This window comes from Rhodococcus sp. 11-3 (assembly GCF_023704055.1).
Classification (GTDB): domain Bacteria; phylum Actinomycetota; class Actinomycetes; order Mycobacteriales; family Mycobacteriaceae; genus Rhodococcus; species Rhodococcus aetherivorans.
On the sequence record NZ_CP080406.1, the window covers coordinates 316,448 to 336,309 of the forward strand.

11 protein-coding genes are annotated in these 19,862 nt (G+C 70.2%); 8 read left to right on the forward strand and 3 right to left on the reverse strand.

Annotated features, from left to right (window positions below):
* Nucleotides 1-163: 163 nt before the first annotated feature.
* From KZJ41_RS01475 to KZJ41_RS01510, 8 genes are all read left to right on the forward strand, one after another.
* Entirely contained in the window at nt 164-1,174 is a 1,011-nt protein-coding gene (locus KZJ41_RS01475; protein ID WP_029547027.1) for an alpha/beta hydrolase family protein, read from the forward strand.
* A 216-nt stretch (nt 1,175-1,390) separates the two neighbouring features.
* Entirely contained in the window at nt 1,391-3,298 is a 1,908-nt protein-coding gene (locus tag KZJ41_RS01480) for an alpha/beta hydrolase-fold protein (protein ID WP_221776167.1), read from the forward strand.
* Nucleotides 3,299-3,450: 152 nt separating this feature from the next.
* The gene (locus KZJ41_RS01485; RefSeq protein WP_050034380.1) at nt 3,451-4,002 is read left to right on the forward strand and encodes a DUF732 domain-containing protein; all 552 of its coding nucleotides are present in this window, start codon (nt 3,451-3,453) and stop codon (nt 4,000-4,002) included.
* Between the two features lie 11 nt (nt 4,003-4,013).
* Entirely contained in the window at nt 4,014-4,976 is a 963-nt protein-coding gene (locus KZJ41_RS01490) for a cutinase family protein (protein WP_043801822.1), read from the forward strand.
* Nucleotides 4,977-5,126: 150 nt separating this feature from the next.
* Complete coding sequence (locus KZJ41_RS01495) at nt 5,127-6,128, forward strand: LLM class F420-dependent oxidoreductase (protein WP_065923193.1); 1,002 nt, start codon at nt 5,127-5,129, stop codon at nt 6,126-6,128.
* Nucleotides 6,129-6,297: 169 nt separating this feature from the next.
* Nucleotides 6,298-8,187 carry a long-chain-fatty-acid--AMP ligase FadD32 gene (gene fadD32, locus KZJ41_RS01500; protein WP_006941930.1) on the forward strand — a complete coding sequence of 630 codons (1,890 nt, stop codon included), beginning with the start codon at nt 6,298-6,300 and terminating at the stop codon, nt 8,185-8,187.
* Between the two features lie 50 nt (nt 8,188-8,237).
* Nucleotides 8,238-13,202 (forward strand): polyketide synthase Pks13, encoded by a 4,965-nt coding sequence (pks13, locus tag KZJ41_RS01505; RefSeq protein ID WP_029547032.1) that lies wholly within the window; start codon nt 8,238-8,240, stop codon nt 13,200-13,202.
* A gap of 7 nt (nt 13,203-13,209) precedes the next feature.
* Nucleotides 13,210-14,754, forward strand: coding sequence for an acyl-CoA carboxylase subunit beta (locus tag KZJ41_RS01510; RefSeq protein WP_006941932.1), 1,545 nt, complete (start codon nt 13,210-13,212; stop codon nt 14,752-14,754).
* Between the two features lie 96 nt (nt 14,755-14,850).
* On the opposite strand, the gene KZJ41_RS01515 is transcribed toward KZJ41_RS01510, so the two are convergent.
* The 3 genes from KZJ41_RS01515 to KZJ41_RS01525 form a co-directional block, all read right to left on the reverse strand.
* Complete coding sequence (locus KZJ41_RS01515) at nt 14,851-15,807, reverse strand: hypothetical protein (protein ID WP_251550038.1); 957 nt, start codon at nt 15,805-15,807, stop codon at nt 14,851-14,853.
* 165 nt (nt 15,808-15,972) lie between these two features.
* Nucleotides 15,973-16,413, reverse strand: a complete 441-nt coding sequence (locus KZJ41_RS01520) for a hypothetical protein (RefSeq protein WP_006933304.1) — start codon at nt 16,411-16,413, stop codon at nt 15,973-15,975.
* A 123-nt stretch (nt 16,414-16,536) separates the two neighbouring features.
* Nucleotides 16,537-19,848 carry an arabinosyltransferase domain-containing protein gene (locus tag KZJ41_RS01525; protein ID WP_050034384.1) on the reverse strand — a complete coding sequence of 1,104 codons (3,312 nt, stop codon included), beginning with the start codon at nt 19,846-19,848 and terminating at the stop codon, nt 16,537-16,539.
* Nucleotides 19,849-19,862 lie beyond the last annotated feature (14 nt).

Consider the following 19,862-nt stretch of genomic DNA (forward strand, 5'->3'; position numbering starts at 1 on the left):
CACGGTTCGTTGACCTGGGTTACCGGGGGTTTGTCAGAGCTCACGGTGTCCTTTACAGTCTTGACCGCAGTGTGACTTGTGACGGCCCGCTCGGTCGTCGCCGCCGGTATCCGACGGGGGACGCGCACGCGGACGCCGCAGATCGAGAAAGAGAGCATTGTTCATGCGTTTTGTCCCGAGGTTGTCGCAGCGCCTCCGCAGGCGCGTGCTCGGCGTGGGTGCCGCAGCCCTCGTTCTGCCGGTTGCCGCCGGCGTCGCCGGAAGCACCGCCGCGCTCGCCGCTCCCGCAGCCGCCGCCCCGATCTCGCATCGGGCACCGGCCGGCGGTTTCGAGGAAGTCTTCGTCGACTCCGACATGGGCCCGATCAAGGTGCAGATCCAGTGGGCCGCCCGCGGCGGTGACGCGGCGCTGTACCTGCTCGACGGCCTGCGTGCCCGCGACGACGCGAACGCCTGGAGCTTCGAGACCAACGCCCGCGACCAGTTCGCCAACGACAACGTCACCCTGGTGATGCCGGTCGGCGGCCAGTCGAGCTTCTACACGGACTGGTACGCGCCCAGCAATCTCAACGGCCAGGACGTCACCTACAAGTGGGAGACGTTCCTGACGGAGAAGCTGCCGGACTACCTCGCCACCCGCGGCGTCTCGCGCAGCAACAACGGCATCCTCGGCCTCTCGATGGGCGGCAGCGCCGCGCTGACCCTGGCGGCCTACCACCGCGACCAGTTCAAGTTCGCCTCGTCGCTCTCCGGCTACCTGAACCTGTCGGCCCCGGGCATGCGTGAGGCCATCCGCGTCGCGATGCTCGACGCCGGCCGCTTCAACGTCGACTCGATGTGGGGCCCGCCGTGGAGCCCGGCGTGGCTGCGCAACGACCCGTTCGTGTTCGCGCCGAAGCTCGCCGGCCTGTCGATGTACATCTCGGCCGCCAGCGGCCTGCCCGGCCAGCACGACACCCCGCAGGGCCTGGTCGGTGTCTACAACACGGCCAACGCCATGGGCCTCGAGGCGCTCGCGCTCGCCCAGACCCGCGCATTCCAGATCAAGCTGGCCACCCTCGGCATCCAGGCCCGCTTCGACTTCCCGGCGCGCGGCACGCACTCCTGGAAGTACTGGGAAGAGGAGCTGTGGAAGGCTCGCCCCCAGATCCTCGAGGCACTGAACGCCTACTGATCGCGCCGAACTCCCCGGCGCACACTGACGGTACGCATGCCGCCCCACGACCCGCGAGGGACGAGGGGCGGCATGCGCCGTTTCGCGGATCGTTGACAAAAACCACACCCGTCACAGCGCGGCGCCCCCACCCGGCGCCCGTTCACGTGTAGAAACAGTCTTCGAGACGCGGGGCCCGGTCGCCCGCCGACGCCCCAGCAACGCAGAAAGTGAGCGATGCCGATGCGAACAGTGCTTGGCGGACGTCGAACCGTGCGCGCCCAGCAGCCGGCGCCGCGTGCCCGTCGGGGCCGGCGGGTCCTCGGGGCGGTCGCCGCCGCGCTCGTCGCGCCCCTCGTCGCCGGAACTCTCGCGGCCGGGGCCGCGTATGCGGAGCCGGTGGACCGCAGCGAGCCGACCGCCGTGCAGGCCCCGGCCGGGGTCACGGTGCAGCGCGTCGACTGGCTGACCGACCGGCGCGTGGCCCTGTGGGTGAACTCGCCGGCCATGGGCACCCCCATTCAGGTGCAGCTGCTGCTCGCCCGGGACTGGAACATCGAACCCGAGGCGCGGTTCCCCGCCGTCTACATGCTCGACGGCCTGCGCGCCCGCGACGACGAGAGCGGCTGGACGATCGAGACGGACGCCGAGGCCTTCTTCGCGGACAAGAACGTCAACGTGGTGCTGCCGGTGGGCGGGCAGTCCAGCTTCTACGCCGACTGGATGGACCAGAACAACGGGCGCAACTACCAGTGGGAGACGTTCCTGACCAAGGAGCTCCCGCCGATCCTCGAGGGCAACTGGCGCACCACGAAGGACCGCGGCGTCGTCGGCCTGTCGATGGGCGGCACCGCTGCGATGTTCCTGCCCGCGCGCAACCCCGGCTTCTTCAAGTTCGCGGGGTCGCTCTCCGGCATCCTCACCACCACCACCCTGGGCATGCCGCAGGCCATTCAGTACGCGATGCAGGACGCCGGCGGCTTCGATTCGTCGGCCATGTGGGGTACCCCCGGCGGCGAGCAGTGGGCCGCCCACGATCCGTACCTGCTGGCGGACAAGCTCGAGGGCGTGAGCCTGTACGTCTCCAGTGGCAGCGGCAGCACCGGCCCGTACGACCAGCCGTCGGGTATCCCGGGCGTGAGCACGAACTACGCCGGCATGGGCCTCGAGATCCTGTCGCGGCTCACCTCGCAGGCGTTCGCCACCAAGCTCAACAAGATCGGCATCCCTGCGCAGGTGGTCTACCGGCCGTCGGGCACCCACTCGTGGCCGTACTGGGAGTTCGAGCTGCACCAGCTGTGGCCGCAGCTGGCCAACGCCCTCGGAGTGGAGGTCACGAAGCCTAACTGCAGCGCCGCCGGCGCGATCGGCGACGCAGCGGCCGCCGGTCCCTGGATCGGCGACTGCCTCACGCCGGAGTACGCCGTCGCGGGCGGGCGCGTCCAGGACTTCCGCTTCGGCCGGATCTTCTCCTCCACCGACGGCGGGGCCCGCCCGGTGGCGGGTGCGATCGGCGGGGCCTACCAGGCCGCGGGCGGCCCGGGGGGCCCGCTCGGCTACCCGACCACGGAGGAACGCGGCACCCCCGACGGCCGCGGCCGGTTCAACCACTTCCAGCAGGGCTCGATCTACTGGACCCCGCAGACCGGGGCGCACGCCGTGCGCGGCGCCATCCGCGACGAGTGGGCGCGGCAGGGCTGGGAGGGCGGCCCGCTGGGCTACCCGGTGGCCGACGAGGTCGCCACCCCCGGCAAGCCCGGCGTGGTGCAGGGCTTCGAGATCGGCGCCCTCTACTGGAGCGAGCCGTTCGGGGCCCACGCCGTACAGGGCATGATCATGGGCAAGTACGCCGAGCTCGGCTACGAGAACGGCTGGCTCGGGTTCCCGAAGACCAGCGAGATCCCCGTCAAGGACGGTGGCCGGTTCAACGAGTTCGAGGGCGGCAACATCTACTGGAGCCCGCTGAGCGGGGCGTGGTCGGTCCGCACCGGGCCGGTCTTCGACGCGTGGAAGAGCGCCGGTTACGAGAACGGTCGCCTCGGCTTCCCCGTCGGGGACGAGTTCCCCATCCCCGGCGGTGTCCAGCAGAACTTCCAGGGCGGATTCGTCACGGTCGTCGACAACGTGGCCACCGTCCGCCCCTAGGATCGGCCCTCGCACACCCGGTGCCGCCACGGCGGCCCCGCGACCACCGGATCGGGCGGTGACCGCGACCCATGGGTCCGGTCACCGCCCGGTCCTCATCTGTAGCCTGGGCACTGCCCATTTCCGACGATTGGATGCGAGGACACCACCACATGCCTGCACGGACCCGTTCGAGCCTGACCCGCGTCCTGGGCGCCGGCGCCGCGGCGCTCGCCGCCGCCGCCCTCCTGGGCGCCTGCGGTAGCGACGATTCCACGGCGACGAGCACCCCGTCGACGTCCGTGTCGGCGACCACCTCGACATCCGCCGCGGAGACCACCTCCGGCGAAGCGACCACCACAGCCCCCGGCGACACGGCCACCACGAGCCCGGGCGAGGCCGCCACCGCGCCGCCGGCGCAGCCGGAGACCGAGCCCGGATTCCCGGGCCCGACCGAGGTGCCGGTGGACGACCGCGGCCAGGCGTTCCTGGACGGGCTGCGGAAGCAGGGCGTGGAGCCGGCCGCGGACGGCAGCATCGCGATCAACACCGCCAACTACATCTGCGCCGCGACCGCCCAGGGCAGCTCGCCCGAGGAGATCAAGACGATCGTGACCGCATCGGTGGGCAGCGAGGCCGCGGCCGCCGGCAAGGAGATCTCCGAGGCCGACGCCGCGACGACCGCCGACGTCTACATCACCGTCGCACGCGACACCTTCTGCTAGGAGCGGCAATGATGACGGCCCGAGCGAAGCAACGACGCCGGAGGCGGGGAATCCTCGTCCTCGGGATCCTGGTCGTCCTGGCGGCCGTGCTCGCGCTCTGGTACATCCTCGCGGGCCGGCTCCCGGTGCCCGGGCCGCCGGGGCCCCTCGGGCCCGAGAAGCCGGAGGCGCAGCCCGCATCGTGCCCGGACGTCCAGGTGGTGGCGGTACCGGGCACGTGGGAGTCGGCGGCCTGGGACGATCCGTACAACCCGACGTTCAATCCGCTGTCGCTGATGCTGAACGTCACGCGTCCGCTGCAGGAGCGCTTCGACGCGCAGCGTGCCGACGTGTACACCGTTCCGTACGTCGCCCAGTTCTCGAATCCGGTGGCGCTCCCGCCGGACGGGCAGCAGTCCTACAACAACAGCCGCACCGCCGGCACCGCGGCGACGGAGGACATCCTCGCGCGCCGCTTCGCCGAGTGCCCGCTGACCAACTACGTCCTGACCGGCTTCTCGCAGGGTGCGGTCATCGCGGGCGACGTCGCGGCGCGCATCGGCGCCGGTGACGGGCCGGTTCCGGCGGATCGGGTGCTCGGCGTGGCGCTCATCGCCGACGGCCGTCGCGACCCGGGCACGGCCGAGACGATCGGCCCGCCCGTCGCGGGCGTCGGCGCCGAGCTGTCCCTGGACGGACTGCGGCTGCCGGGGATCACCATGACCGGCGCGCGGCCCGGCGGGTTCGGGGAGCTCGAGGACAAGGTGGTGGACATCTGTGCACCGACGGACGGCATCTGCGACGCGCCGCCGAACGCGCTGAACCCCGGCAACTGGCTCGCCAGCGCGCCGCGGTTGCTCGAGTACGCGAACAACCCCGTGCACGCCCTGTACAACTCGTTCGTCGTGGACGATTCGGGTACGACGGCGACGCAGTGGGTGGCGAACTGGGCGATCGAGAAGATCGAGGAGGCGCCGAAACCACCGGAGGAGTGATCCCTCCCCGTTGTTACCGGCCGGTAGTGTCGGGGATCACCACCCGATACAATCGTTCCTCGGTCGGCGCTTAGACTCGACCTTCGGTCCTGACCCGGGAAGCTCTCCGGGTCGGTGACGCGCGACCACCGCCACACGAGAAGAGGTTCGATGAGCGCCACCGACGGCTCGGCCGCCACGCAACCGCGGAAGTTTCGTTTCGCCGCGGGTGGCGAGGGCAACGCCGAGGAGGGCGGCGCCCGGCGCTTCGTCAAGCTGGCGCAGAAGGCCGAGGAGCTCGGCTACGACAGCTTCATGATCCCGGACCACCTGGGCAACCAGGTCGGACCCATCGCCGCGCTCGGTGCGCTCGCCGTCACGACCGACAAGATCCGCCTCGGCACCGCCGTCCTCGCGAACGGCTTCCGCCATCCCGCGATCCTGGCCAAGGACGCCGCGACCGTCGACGTCCTCTCGGGCGGCCGGCTCGAACTCGGGATCGGCGCGGGATGGATGAAGGAGGAGTTCGACAAGGCGGGCATCGCCTACGAGCGCCCCGGCGTCCGGATCGAGAAGCTCGAGGAGACGCTGCAGATCCTGGACGTGCTCCTGCGCGGCCAGGAGTGCAATTTCGAGGGCAAGCACTACCGCATCGACGGCCTCAAGGGCAGCCCGCGGCCGCGCCAGGGCCCGCGACCGCCCATCGCGGTCGGCGGCGGGGGACCGAAGATGCTCGCGCTGGCGGCGAAGTACGCCGATATCATCTCGGTGGCCACTCCCACGAACCGCGACGGCCGGTTGTTGCTGTCGGGGATCACGATGGACAAGACTGTGGAGCGGGTGGACGTGATCCGTCGCGCGGCGGGGGATCGGTTCGATGACATCGAGCTGAACTGGACCATCACGATGATTCTCGTCACGGACGATCGCGAGCAGACCGCCGAGATGGCGCTGGCCGCCCTCGACCAGGGATTCCCCCCGAACATCGAGGTGGACGTCAAGCTCACGGTGGACGAGATCCTCGAATCGCCATATCTCGCAATCGGTTCCTACGAGGAGATCGCCGAGCAGATCCGCAACGTGCGGGCGAAGACCGGGATGTCCTACGTGGGGGTCTTCCCCACCCAGATGGAGGCGTTCGCACCGGTGATTCCGCTGTTGGCGGGGGAATGACCGATGCGGATCTGTAACATAATCGTGATTTCGGATCGATGGACAGATTCGTGAGATGCACGGCCGGATGCTGTTGAGCTGTACAGGTACGACGATCCGCTAGCGCGAAGACAAGTGCGGGGCGCAACCATGTCGAGTGGTTGTGGGATCGCTTCGACAGGGAGAAGGAATGAGCGTCGGGTTCGAAGAGTTCATCGATGAGAACGGACAGATCGTGTTGCCCGAGGGCAACACTCTGCTCGACCACCTCGAGCAGCATTTCGCCGAGAACGGCGACGATCTTGCGTACCGTTACATCGATTACTCGCGGGAACGTGACGGCGAGGTCCACGAGCTGACCTGGCAGCAGTTCGGGGTGCGCCTGCGCGCGATCGCGGCCCGGCTGCAGCAGGTCACCAAGCCCGGTGACCGCGTCGCGATCCTCGCCCCGCAGGGCCTGGACTACGTCGTCTCCTTCTTCGCGGCCATCTATGCCGGTACCATCGCCGTCCCGCTGTTCGACCCCGACGAACCCGGCCACACCGACCGGCTGCACGCCGTGCTCGGCGACTGCACGCCCAGCGCCATCCTCACCGCCACCTCCTCGGCGGCCGGGGTCCGGCAGTTCTTCCGGCCGCTGCCCGCGGCGGAGCGGCCTCGCATCATCGCGGTCGACGCGATCCCCGACACTGTCGCCGGCTCGTGGACGCGGCCCCACATCGGCACCGACGACATCGCCTACCTGCAGTACACCTCCGGATCGACGCGCGTGCCCGCGGGCGTGGAGATCACCCACCGCGGTGTGCTCACCAACTGCATCCAGATGGCCGATTCCATCGAACTCAACGAGGGTTCGCGCGGCGTGACGTGGCTGCCGCTGTTCCACGACATGGGCCTGCTCACCGTCATCCTGCCGGCGATCGGTGGCAAGTACATCACCATCATGAGCCCGCGCGCCTTCGTGCAGCGGCCGGGCCGGTGGATCAAGGAACTCGCCGCCGTCTCCGACGGGGCCGGCACGTTCGCCGCCGCGCCGAACTTCGCGTTCGAGCACGCCGCCGCGCGGGGCCTGCCCAAGCCGGGCGAGACCCTCGACCTGAGCAACGTGATCGGCCTGATCAACGGCAGCGAGCCGGTGACCACGTCCTCGATGCGCAAGTTCAACGACGCGTTCGCGCCGTACGGCCTGCCGAAGACCGCGATCAAGCCGTCGTACGGCATGGCCGAGGCGACGCTGTTCGTCTCGTCCACGCGGCACACCGACGAGGCCCGGGTCATCTACGTCGACCGTCACGAGCTCAACGCCGGCCGCATCGTCAAGGTCGACAAGGAGGCGCCGAACGCCATCGCGCAGGTCTCCTGCGGTTACGTCGCGCGCAGCCAGTGGGCCGCGATCGTCGACGCGGAGACCGCCACCGAGGTGCCGGACGGGCACGTCGGCGAGATCTGGCTGCACGGCGAGAACATCGGCATCGGGTACTGGGGGCGCACCCAGGAGACCGACGAGACCTTCCACAACAAGCTCGTCGACCGCCTGCCCGCGAGCAGCCACGCCGAGGGCACGCCCGCGGACGCCCACTGGCTGCGCACCGGCGACTACGGCGTGTACGTCGACGGCGAGCTGTACATCACCGGCCGCGTCAAGGACCTGGTGATCGTGGACGGCCGCAACCACTACCCGCAGGACCTGGAGTTCTCGGCGCAGGAGGCCAGCTCCGCGCTGCGTCCCGGCTTCGTCGCCGCTTTCGCCGTGCCGGCCAACCAGCTGCCGCAGGTGGTGTTCGAGAATTCGCACTCGGGTCTGCAGTTCGATCCCGACGACGCCTCGGAGCAGCTGGTCATCGTCGCCGAGCGGGCGCCCGGCGCGGGCAAGGCGGATCCGCAACCCGTCGCGGACACCGTTCGCGCGGCGATCTCGGCACGGCACGGGGTGACCGCGCGCGACGTGCTGCTCGTGCCTGCCGGGTCGATCCCGCGCACGTCGAGTGGCAAGATCGCGCGGCGCGCCTGCAAGGCCGCCTACATCGAGGGAACCCTGCGCGGTGGTTACACCCAGCAGGCATTCCCCGATAGCGTATAAAAATTGTTCTCTTTCCCGGGTAGCGTGGTGGGTTGATGGCTGACACTGAAATGACCGTCGCGCAGCTGCGCGAGTGGCTGCGGAACTGGATCGCCGAGGCTACCGGGCAACCGGTGGCGCAGATCTCCGACGATCGCCCGATGGAGGAGTTCGGCCTCTCGTCCCGCGACGCCGTGGCGCTCAGCGGCGAGGTCGAGGAACTGCTCGGCGTCACCCTCACCGCCACGATCGCCTACCAGCACCCCACCATCGCGTCGCTGGCCACGCGCATCATCGAGGGCGAACCCGAGCTCCCGGAGGGCGACGACAGCGCCTTCTACGCCGCCGGTCCGGCCGGCAGGACGCACGATGTTGCGATCGTCGGTCTCGCCGCCCGGCTGCCCGGGCACGTGAGCACCCCCGCGGAGATGTGGGAGCTGCTCGCCCAGGGCCGCGACGGCATCACCGACCTCCCCGAGGGCCGCTGGTCCGAATTCGCCGACGATCCGCAGATCTCGTCGGCCATCGCCGCAGCCAACACCCGCGGCGGCTACCTCGACGACGTCAAGGGCTTCGACGCCGAGTTCTTCGCGATGTCGCCGCGCGAGGTCGAGATGGTCGACCCGCAGCAGCGCCTCGCCCTCGAACTCACCTGGGAGGCGCTCGAGCACGCCCACATCCCGGCCAGCGACCTCAAGGGCCGCCCGGTCGGTGTGTTCATCGGCAGCTCCGCCAACGACTACCAGCTCCTCGCGGTGAGCGACCCGTCCGCCGCACACCCGTACGCCCTGACCGGCACGGCCACGTCGATCGTGGCCAACCGGGTCTCGTACTTCTTCGACTTCCGTGGCCCGTCCGTCGCCCTGGACACCGCATGCTCGTCGTCGCTCGTGGCCGTGCACCAGGCGGTGCGCGCCCTGCGCGACGGCGACGCCGACGTGGCGCTGGCCGGTGGCGTGAACATGCTCGTCGCGCCCGCCGCGACCCTCGGCTTCGACCAGCTCGGTGTGCAGGCCCCCGACGGCCGCATCAAGGCGTTCTCGGCCGACGCCGACGGCATGGTCCGCGCCGAGGGCGGCGGCCTCGTCGTGCTCAAGCGGCTCGAGGACGCCGAACGCGACGGCGACACCGTGCTCGCCGTCATCGCCGGTTCCGCCGTCAACCAGGACGGCCGCTCCAACGGCCTGGCGGCCCCGAACCCGGAGGCCCAGGTCGACGTGCTGCGCCGCGCCTACCGGGACGCGCGCATCCTGCCGTCCGGCGTCGACTACATCGAGGCCCACGGCACCGGAACCGTGCTCGGCGACCCGATCGAGGCGGACGCCCTCGGCCGCGTCGTCGGCCGCGGCCGCGACGCCGACAAGCCGGTGCTGCTGGGCTCGGCGAAGACCAACTTCGGCCACCTCGAGGCGGCCGCCGGCGCGGCGGGCCTGATCAAGGTGGTCCTCGCCATGCAGGAGAACCACCTGCCGGCGACGCTGAACTACACCGCGCCGAACCCGTACATCCCGTTCGAGCAGGCCCGCCTGAAGGTCATCCCCGAGGGCGCCGAGTGGCCGCGCTACACCGGCAAGGCGATCGCCGGCGTCTCCGGCTTCGGCTTCGGCGGCACCAACGCGCACGTCGTGGTCCGCGAGTACACCGGACCCGAAGCGGACGCGGAGTCGAGCGAACGTATCGTTCCGTCGGCTGAAGGAGCTGAAGGGCACATTCGCTCGGAGCAGGGCGAGGAACACCCGGTGCTGCTCGCGGTGTCCGCGGCGATGCCGTCGCGTCGTCGCCGGGCCGCCGCCGACCTCGCCGACTGGCTCGAGACCGAGGCCGGCAGCACCACGCCGCTCGCCGACGTCGCTCGCACCCTTTCCCGCCGCAACCACGGCCGCTCACGCGCCGTCGTGATCGCGAAGACGCGCGCCGAGGCCATCGCCGGGCTGCGCGCCGTCGCCGCCGGCAAGCCCGCGCAGGGCGTGTTCTCCGCCGACGCCCCCGCCGCCAACGGGCCGGTGTGGGTGCTGTCCGGTTTCGGCTCGCAGCACCGCAAGATGGCCAAGCAGCTGTACCTCGAGAACCCGGTGTTCGCCGCGGCCGTCGACGAGATCGACGAGCTGATCGAGGACGAGGCCGGCTACTCCATGAAGGAGAAGTTCCTCGACGACGGCCAGGACTACGACGTCGAGACCTCGCAGGTCGGCATCTTCACCATCCAGGTCGCCCTCGCGAAGCTGCTGCGCCACCACGGCGCCGAGCCGTCCGCCGTCGTCGGCCACTCCATGGGCGAGGCCGCGGCCGCGTACATCTCCGGCGGTCTGTCGCTCGAGGACGCCGTCCGCGTCATCTGCGCCCGCTCCCGCCTGATGGGCGAGGCCGAGGCGCTGCTCGAGGGCGACGACATCCGGCTCATGGCGCTCGTCGAGTACAGCGCCGCGGAGATCGAGCTGGTCCTCACCGACTACCCGCACCTCGAGGTCTGCGTCTACGCCGCGCCGACGCACACCGTCATCGGCGGCCCACAGGACGAGGTCAACGCGATCGTCGCGCGGGCGGAGTCGGAGGAGAAGCTCGCCCGCGTCCTGCAGACCAAGGGCGCGAGCCACACCTCGCAGGTGGATCCGCTGCTCGGCGAGCTCGCCGCCGAACTCGCCGGCATCGAGCCGCACAAGCCGAAGGTCGACGTGTACTCGTCGGTCGACCAGGACACCCACTACCGCGCCGGCCACGACCCCATCCACCAGGTCGAGTACTGGACCAAGGGCCTGCGGCACAGCGTGTACTTCACCAACGCGGTCAAGCTCGCCGTCACCGACGGGCACACCACGTTCGTCGAGCTGGCACCCAACCCCGTCGCGCTGATGTCCGTGGCCGCGACGGCGTACGCCGCCGGCGTGATCGACACCCAGCTGATCCAGACCCTCAAGCGCAAGGAGGACGAGCCGCTCGGCGTGCTCACCGCCCTCGCCCAGCTGTACGTGCACGGACACGCCGTGGACCTGCGCAGCCTGCTTCCGGCCGGCGAGTACGCGGACCTGCCGCGGACGGTGTTCCTGCGCAAGCCGTTCTGGCTCGAGACCCGCATCGGGACCGGCGGCAACGCCCGCGTGCCCGGCGCGCACGTCGCGCTGCCCGACGGCCGGCACGTGTGGGAGGTGCGCGCCGACGCCGTCACCGACCTGGGCGAGCTCGTCGTCGCCGCCGCGTCGCAGACGCTCGCCGACGTCACCCTCACCGCGTCCGTCCCGCACGGCGACGTCCCCACCAGCGGCACCCTCACCACCACCCTGACCCGGCACCCCGGCGGCGCGTCGCTGCACGTGCACGGGCGCGATGCGGCGAGCGGCGAGTTCCGGTTGCTGTTCGACGCGGTCGTGGCCTCCGGCGAAGCGCTGCCCGCGCCCGCCGCGGCGCCCGCGCCGGCCGAGCGGTCCAGCGGGCCGGTCGAGACGCTTCCCGAGGTGGTCGAGACCTTCGGCGACAAGTGGAACCCGGCCGGGTCGCAGACCCTCGAGGATCGGCTGGCGCTGATCGTCGCCGAGTCGATGGGCTACGCGCCCGAGGACCTGCCCGTCGAGATCCCGCTGATCGAGCTGGGTCTGGACTCGCTCATGGCGGTGCGGATCAAGAACCGCGTCGAGTACGAGTTCGACATCCCGCAGCTGCAGCTCGCCGCGGTGAAGGACGCCAGCCTGCGCGACGTCGCGAAGTACCTGCGGTACGCCGTGGAGAACCGCGAGGAGGTCGCCGCCCTCGCCGCACAGCAGGCCGCCGACCGCGAAACCGCCGAGCGGGAGGACACGACGCTCGAGCTGCCCCCGATCTCGGCCGTGGAGGACACCGGGGTGGTGCACGAGGCGGAGGCGATCCTCGAAGCCGCCGAGGCCGCTGAAGCCGCGGAGGCCGGTGCGAGCACCGAAGCCGACAAGGCCACCGACGTGACCGACCGGCAGGCGGTTGCGGAGGCATCCGGCACCGACGTGCCCCCGCGCGACGCGGCCGAGCGGCTCACGTTCGCGACCTGGGCCGTGATCACCGGACAGTCCGCGAAGGGCATCTTCAACACCCTGCCGATCCTCGACGACGAGACGGCCGAGCGCCTCGCGGCCCGGCTGACCGAGCGGGCGAACGGCGAGGTCACCGTCGACGACGTGCTCGACGCCGAGACCATCGAGCAGCTCGCCGAGAGCGTGCGCCGGCACCTGGAGTCGGCCGACCGCATCGACGGGCTCGTCCGTACGCTGCGCCCGCGCCCCGAGGGGTCGGACGCCGTCCCGGTGTTCGTGTTCCATCCGGCCGGCGGTTCCACCGTCGTGTACGAACCGCTGCTGCGCCGGCTGCCCGAGGGCACCCCGATGTACGGCTTCGAACGCACCGAGGGCCCGATCGAGAAGCGCGCCCAGGAATATCTGCCGCAGATCAAGGAGATTCAGGGCGACGGTCCGTACGTGCTGTACGGCTGGTCGCTGGGCGGTGTGCTCGCCTACGCGGTCGCCAAGCTGCTGCGCGCGGAGGGCAAGGACGTGCGGCTCGTCGGCCTCATCGACACGGTCATGGCCGGGGAGAAGGTCGAGGACACCCCGGAGGAGATCACCAAGCGCTGGCAGCGGTACGCGAGGTTCGCGAAGAAGACGTACGGGGTCGACGCACCGCTGCCGTACGACAAGCTCGCCGCGACGGACGACGAGGGCCAGGTGCGCATCCTCATGGACCTGCTCAGGATGAGCGGTACCAGGATCCCCGGCGGCATCATCGAGCACCAGCGCACGTCGTGGCTGGACAACCGGGCCATCCAGACCGCGAAGCTCGAGCCGTACGACGGCGACGTGGTGCTGTACATGGCGGACCGCTACCACGACGACGCCATCGAACTCGAGCCCGCGTTCGGAACCCGGCAGCCCGACGGCGGCTGGGGCGAGGCGGTCCGTAATCTGGAGGTCATCCATGTCGGCGGCGACCACCTCCAGGTGGTCGACGAGCCGTACATCGGGAAGGTGGGGGCCGACCTGACACGCAAGCTGGCCGACATCGAGGCCACGAGGAGCTGATCGAGTAGTGACCACGACGACGGCCGGGAAGCTGGCCGAGCTGCGCAAGAATCTCGCGATCGCGAAGGAACCGGCCGGGGAGGCCGCGCTCGCCAAGCGCGCCGCCAAGGGCATCCCCAGTGCCCGGCAGCGCATCGACATGCTGCTCGACCCGGGCAGCTTCGTCGAGATCGGTGCGCTGATGAAAACGCCCGGCCGCGACGACGCCCTCTACGGTGACGGTGTCGTCGTCGGTCACGGCACCGTCGAGGGCCGGCCCGTCGCGGTCTTCTCGCACGACCAGACCGTGTTCGGCGGCAGCGTCGGCGAGATGTTCGGCCGCAAGGTCGCCGCGATCCTCGACTTCGCGCTGAAGATCGGCTGCCCCGTCGTCGGCATCAACGACTCCGGCGGCGCCCGCGTGCAGGACGCCGTGACGTCGCTGGCGTGGTACGCCGAACTGGGCAAGCGGCACGAGCCGCTGTCCGGTCTGTGCCCGCAGGTGTCGATCATCCTCGGCAAGTGCGCCGGCGGCGCCGTGTACGCCCCCATCAACACCGACGTGGTCATCGCCACCGAGGAGGCGTACATGTTCGTCACCGGACCGGACGTCATCAAGTCCGTCACCGGTGAGGACGTCAGCCTCGAGGAACTCGGCAGCGCCCGCAAGCAGGCCGAGTACGGCAACGTGCACCACGTCGCGCCGGACGAGAAGGCCGCGTTCGAGTGGGCCCGCAAGTACCTGAGCTACATGCCGTCGAACGCGCAGGAGAAGCCCCCGATCGTCAACCCGGGGCTCGAGCCGGAGATCACGCAGGACGATCTCGAGCTCGACACGTTCATGCCCGACGCCGACAACTCCGGCTACGACATGCACGACATCCTGCTCAAGATTTTCGACGACGGCGACTTCTTCGAGATCCGCTCGCAGGTCGCGCCGAACATCATCACCGGATTCGCCCGCGTCGACGGCCGGCCCGTCGGTGTCGTCGCCAACCAGCCGCTGTACCTGTCGGGGGCGCTCGACGCCGCCAGCTCGGACAAGGCCGCCCACTTCGTGCGGGTGTGCGACGCGTACGACATTCCGCTCGTGTTCGTCGTCGACACCCCGGGCTTCCTGCCGGGTGTGGAGCAGGAGAAGATCGGCGTCATCAAGCGCGGCGGCCGGTTCCTGTTCTCGTTCGTCGAGGCGTCGGTACCGAAGGTGACCGTGGTGGTGCGCAAGTCCTACGGCGGTGGCTACGCGGTGATGGGGTCGAAGCAGCTCGGCGCCGACGTGAACTTCGCCTGGCCCACCGCCCGGATCGCGGTGATGGGTGCCGAGAGTGCCGTCGCGGTGATCGGTCGCCGCCAGATCGAGGCCGCCGGTGACAACGCTCCCGCGGTGCGCCAGCAGCTGATCAACTTCTACAACGAGCACATCGCGACGCCGTACATCGCCGCCGAGCGCGGCTACATCGACGCGGTGATCGAGCCGCACACCACGCGCCTCGAGATCCGCAAGGCGCTGACGTTGCTGCGCGACAAGACGGTGTTCAAGAACCCGCGCAAGCACCACCTGCTTCCGCTCTAGTTCGTAACACCCGAATTCTGTTCGGGCGGGCCGAATGTCACATGCATGCAATGGAAATGAATGCATGTGACATTCGGCCCACAGCGGTGTCCGGGGTCAGTCCGCGCGTGACCGCACCGGGGGACGCGGGCGCTGTGTGCCCTGGTGGTAGGCGGCCTCCAGGTCCGCGAGCACCGTGGCCGGGTCGTCGCGGATCTGCCTCGGTAGGTGCGACACCACGATGATGCCGTTGCGCTGCATCGCGGCCCGTCGGACGAGCGTCGTCTCGTGCGCCTTCGGTGAGAAGTGGTATTTCAGCGAATCGATCTCCCATGCCACTGCGACCGAATCGAGCCACCCGTCGGGGCGGGCGATCCACGTACCGTCGTCGGTCTCGACGTCGACGTTGTGGGCCATGGATGGCAACCCGCTCGTCGCGTACAGCTTCTGTGCTGCGATCTCGGCCACGGAATGCGCGTCGTGCGAGAGCTCTCGAACCACGGTGCGCGGCACGGCGCTACCGCGGCAGCTGCCGGCGCGCAGTTCGTGTGCCAGGTCGTCGACGGTCACGTCTCCGCGCTGAATCCCCGACGCCAGCAGGGCCCGGCACGGATCGAGCTGCGACATTCTGCGTGCCGCATCGAGCAGACAGCGGTCCACCGGAGCAATTCTCAGCGTGCCTTTGATGATGGGCTCGGGTATCCGCCAGCTCCGCTCGACGGCGACGAACGAGAAGTTGCGCCGATGCTGGGTATGCGGAATGAGTAGCAGCACCTCACTTTTCGTCGCCGAGTTGGTGTAGCCGTGTATCCCGAGCGCGGCATGACCTGAGATCAGCGCCGAATCGCCGCCGTACAGCAGCGCGGCCGTGTTGCGCTGCAACACGGACAGCGGCCCGTTGTGCAGCGCCACCACGCCCGGCAGGACGCGCTGCCACGGACCGCCCTTACGGCATCGGCCGGCGATCGTGCCGCCGGCGACGCCGTGCCTCAACAGCGTTGCCGTCCGGATGACGCCGTTGGTGCTCAGTGCGAACAGCTCTTCGGGGTCGTCTCCCCATGTCCCCCGTTTCATGGCTACAGCCTGCAGGGGGATGGTGTCCTACGAAAGACCGTCTCGTCGGCCTGTGGATAACCTTGTGGTGGCCGAATGTCACATGAGTTCAATGTAAGTGACGGTATGTGACATTCGGCCGGGAGACGTGAAGGCGCATGCGGGGGTATTGCGTGCGGGAGTGGGTCAGGGAACGACCCAGCTGCCCGACGCCGAGACCCAGGTCGTGCCGTCCGGAACGGTCACCGTCGCCCGCACCCGTCCGGGGCCGGTCTCGGCTCGACCGCTGAGGACCTGCTCCTCGCCGATCTCGGGGAAGTCCGGTAGTTCGTTCACGCCCGTCGTGCCCGTGTCCTCGTTCACCCACGTGACGAGGCAGAAGCACTTGACGCTCCCACCGAAGTGCGTGACGCCGGGCGTGTTGACGTTGGTGTAGACATTCACGTAGTCGTGGACGAGCGCCTCGGTGGGAGCGGCGGATCCGGTTCCCACGCCGGTCGATCCGACGACCGGTCCCAACGTCGCCGCGTGAACGGTCTGCGCCGATGCGGCCGGCGCGTTCAGCAGCGCCAGGACCACAGCGGATGCGGCCACGGCGGTGGTCCGGGCGGCGAACTTCCTCGACATTCAGGTCCTTTCGTTGCCGGCCGTGCCCGCCGGCCGGATGTCACGTTCGGTCGATCGAAGCGAACATATGTGACATTCGGCCGGAAGGCACGCGCGGCACGCGGACGGGGCTCGCCGACGGACCTACTCGTATACGCGCAGCGTGCCCGGATTCCACAGGCCGGAGCGCGTGATCGCCTCGGTCTGCGGCTCGGCCGGCACGGCGTTCGGGTAGAACCGCACGTACCGCTCGAGCGAGCCCCAGTCGCGGGCCCAGTCGTTCTCGAGGTACGTGGGGATCTGCTCGGGGCGGGCGAGGGCTTCGGTGAAGCCGAGAGGGCCGCCGTTGTCCGCGGATTGCCAAGTGTCGGTGGAGGATACGGCCAGCGGACGGTCCGGCAGGATGCGGTAGTCCGGCATCTCGGCGATGCCGTAGCGGTGGTCGAACGGGCGCTGGCACGGGAACTGCAGTCCGACCGCCCAGTCGAGCAGCACCGGCTGCTCCGAGCCGATCACGGTGTTGAGCGTGTCGAGCTTCGGCACGCGGGGCGGGGTGAACGCCAGCCACTGGTCGCCGGTGAGGTTGGGATCGTTGGCGACGATGCGGACGGCGTCGGTGTCGGCGGGGAGCTCGGACAGCGGGATCCGCAGGTTCCGCCACGACGGTGCGGGCCCGATGTCGCGCGGCAGGTAGGTGCCCTGCGGCTCCACGGTGCCGTCGGGCAGGCGCCTGCCGTACTCGACGAGCAGCGACTGGCCGTAGGTGGTGGCGCCGGTGTCGTCGACGGACCAGATGCGGCCGGCCGCCGAGATGACGACGAGCGGCGCGTCGTCGCTGCGCTCGGGCAGCCCGTACCAGCTCGACGTGAGCAGCGCCGGTTCCTGCACACCCTCCTGGTAGCTGCCGAGCACCGGGGTGACGGCCGGGTCGAGGCCGAAGGGCAGCTTGGCCTCGGAGCCGTTGACGGTGCGGGCGCCGGTGCCGCCCGTGGTGCCGCCGCCGGCGCCGGTCTCGAACGTCGGCCCGACGCTCTGGTTGTCGGTGTTGCCCTGGCCGGGCTTGACCTCCACGTAGTCGGCGGTGAGGTCCGACGGGATGCCGTTGGGGCTGAAGCCCTCGGGGGCGGCGCCGGCGAGGGCGTCGCCGTTCAGCGGCGGGTTGTCCGGGTCGACGATGGGCGCGAGCCGCCCGGAGTTCGGGTCCGATTCGACGAGTACGTCGTTCGCCAGGCCGCACGTCTGGCCGGCGAGCGCGCCGACGTTGGACCGGGCGAGCGAGTACGCCGGGTACTGCGACACCGCGCCCTTGAGCAGCGACAGCACCTCGAAGAGCACCATCGCTCCGGCGACGACGGTCAGGGGCGCCGCCGCGAACTTGCGGATCCGGCGGCCCTTGCGGGTCGTGGGCTTGGGCTGCGGCGGCGCGTAGCCCTCACGCAGGTACTGCCACGCGACGAGCCCGAGAGCGAGCCCGAAGAGGAGCAGGAACAGCGAGCTGGACTGGTTGCCGCTCAGCGAGACGGTCTTGTCGAACCACGGGATGCCGTAGCTCGACACGTACCACCAGCCGTTGATACCCGCGAACGACACGGCCAGCACGAACAGCAGCCCGGCGAGGAAGATGGTGCGGTTGCGCCGCGACCGCAGCGCGCTCGCGGAGACGATGACCGCGGTGAGCGCGGCGAGAGAACCCGCGATGCCCGCGTACGCCCCGAAGTGGTGGGTCCACTTCGTGGGGTTGAACATCATGAAGAAGATCGTGCCGAAGACGATGCCGATCAGCCGCCACGACGGGCCCGTCGCGACGCCGGGGATGCGGCGGCGGCGCAGCAGCACCAGCAGCGACGTGAACAGGCACAGCAGCATGACGAGGAACGCGAACCGGCGCGCGAGCGAGCCGTCGACGGTCTGCACGAACAGGTAGTAGTAGCGGAGGAAGTCGTTCCACCACTCCTCGTTCGGGCCGATGATGGTGCGCACGCGGGTGGCCTCGAGCACCGCGGCGAGGGTCTGGTCGGAGAACACGACGACGAGCACGAGGGTGCCCGCGGCGGCGATCGGTGCGAGCAGCGGCAGTGTCCCGACCTCGCGGTGGCGGCGGACGACGATGCGGGTCATGGGCCGGATGCCGGCGAGCAGCGCGGCCACACACATCAGGCCGGTCGGGGCGGCGGCGAGGGTGAACGCGCCGATCATGACCGCCGTCGCGGCCGGCAACAGGCGGCCGGTGGCGATCGCCCGTTCGATCGAGCACCAGGTCAGCAGCGCGCCGAGCGCGACGATCGGCTCGGGGCGCAGGCCGTTGTTGTAGGGCAGCCAGAAGGCCAGGAACACCAGGCCGCCGGTCCACAGGGCGACGGTGTTGTGCCGGACGGCGCGGCCGAGGCGGGGCACCACCTCGCGGCTGATGACCATCCAGCAGGTGATGCCGGCGAGCAGGGCGGGCAGCCGCATCCAGACGCTGGCGGTGGAGACCTCGGCGAACGCGGCGAGGACGTCGTAGTACCAGCCGAACGGGGCCTCGGGGACGCCGAACCAGCGGAAGTAGTTGGCCATGTAGCCGGAGTGCTCGGAGACCCGGGCCATGGTCAGCAGGTAGCCGTCGTCGGAGGTGTTCGCACCGAAGAAGTGCCAGCCGGCGAGGGTGCCGACGACGACGGCGTCGACGCCGGTGAACTTCCACCAGTGCGACGGCAGGAAGCGGCGGTGCCCGCGGCCGTCGGTGCCGTCGAGCTTGGCGAGCGCGGCGACCGCCAGCGCGGTCGACAGCGTCGCCAGGATCATCGCGAGGAGCTTGACCAGCGTCGGCGACGACGAGAACCGGGAGTCGACGTCGACGGTCACCGACATGCCGGGAACCGGGGTGTCGAGGTCGCTGAACACGCCGACGACGAGGGGACGCAGGTCGCCGGTCAGCTCACCGGCGCGCGGGTTGCCGTTCTCGTCGCTGAGGCCGACGAACTCCGCGGTGGTGCGGTCGACGTCGGAGAAGATGCTGATCTCGGTGCACGCGGCGGACTCGACGTCGCTGCGCGGGGCGGTGGCCACGACGACGTTGCGGTCGAGGACGTCGACGTTCTCGGCGCCCACTCGCACGAACATCGCGTTGAGCGCGGCGCCCTCACCGCTGGCCGGTGCGGTCGCGAGGAGCAGGCCGCCGCCCGGGGGCATGCCGGCGACGGCGGTGCACGGCACCGTCGCACTCAGCTGCCGCGGCACCTGCGACATGAGTGGCACCTCGACCGGCCCGGTCGAGCCGTTCTGCGGCCACGTGACGGTGGCCTCGGTGACCTTGACGGGCAGGAACGGGGTCGCGACGGCGAGGAGCACACCGAGCAGACCCGCCACCGCGGCGACGAGCCGGGCGGTGCGGTACTGCGCCCGCAGATCCCGGGCAACCGGCGGCCGGGGAACGGCTGCGGAGGGGGCGGGAACTGTGGTCACGTCGTCGGGCACGATTGTCGATGGTA

Bases quoted from the DNA above. Each gene is read 5' to 3' on its own strand.
- KZJ41_RS01475 (WP_029547027.1), top strand. From the start codon at position 164: ATGCGTTTTGTCCCGAGGTTGTCGCAGCGCCTCCGCAGGCGCGTGCTC.
- KZJ41_RS01480 (WP_221776167.1), top strand. From the start codon at position 1,391: ATGCCGATGCGAACAGTGCTTGGCGGACGTCGAACCGTGCGCGCCCAG.
- KZJ41_RS01485 (WP_050034380.1), top strand. From the start codon at position 3,451: ATGCCTGCACGGACCCGTTCGAGCCTGACCCGCGTCCTGGGCGCCGGC.
- KZJ41_RS01490 (WP_043801822.1), top strand. From the start codon at position 4,014: ATGACGGCCCGAGCGAAGCAACGACGCCGGAGGCGGGGAATCCTCGTC.
- KZJ41_RS01495 (WP_065923193.1), top strand. From the start codon at position 5,127: ATGAGCGCCACCGACGGCTCGGCCGCCACGCAACCGCGGAAGTTTCGT.
- fadD32 (WP_006941930.1), top strand. From the start codon at position 6,298: ATGAGCGTCGGGTTCGAAGAGTTCATCGATGAGAACGGACAGATCGTG.
- pks13 (WP_029547032.1), top strand. From the start codon at position 8,238: ATGACCGTCGCGCAGCTGCGCGAGTGGCTGCGGAACTGGATCGCCGAG.
- KZJ41_RS01515 (WP_251550038.1), bottom strand. From the start codon at position 15,807: ATGAAACGGGGGACATGGGGAGACGACCCCGAAGAGCTGTTCGCACTG.
- KZJ41_RS01520 (WP_006933304.1), bottom strand. From the start codon at position 16,413: ATGTCGAGGAAGTTCGCCGCCCGGACCACCGCCGTGGCCGCATCCGCT.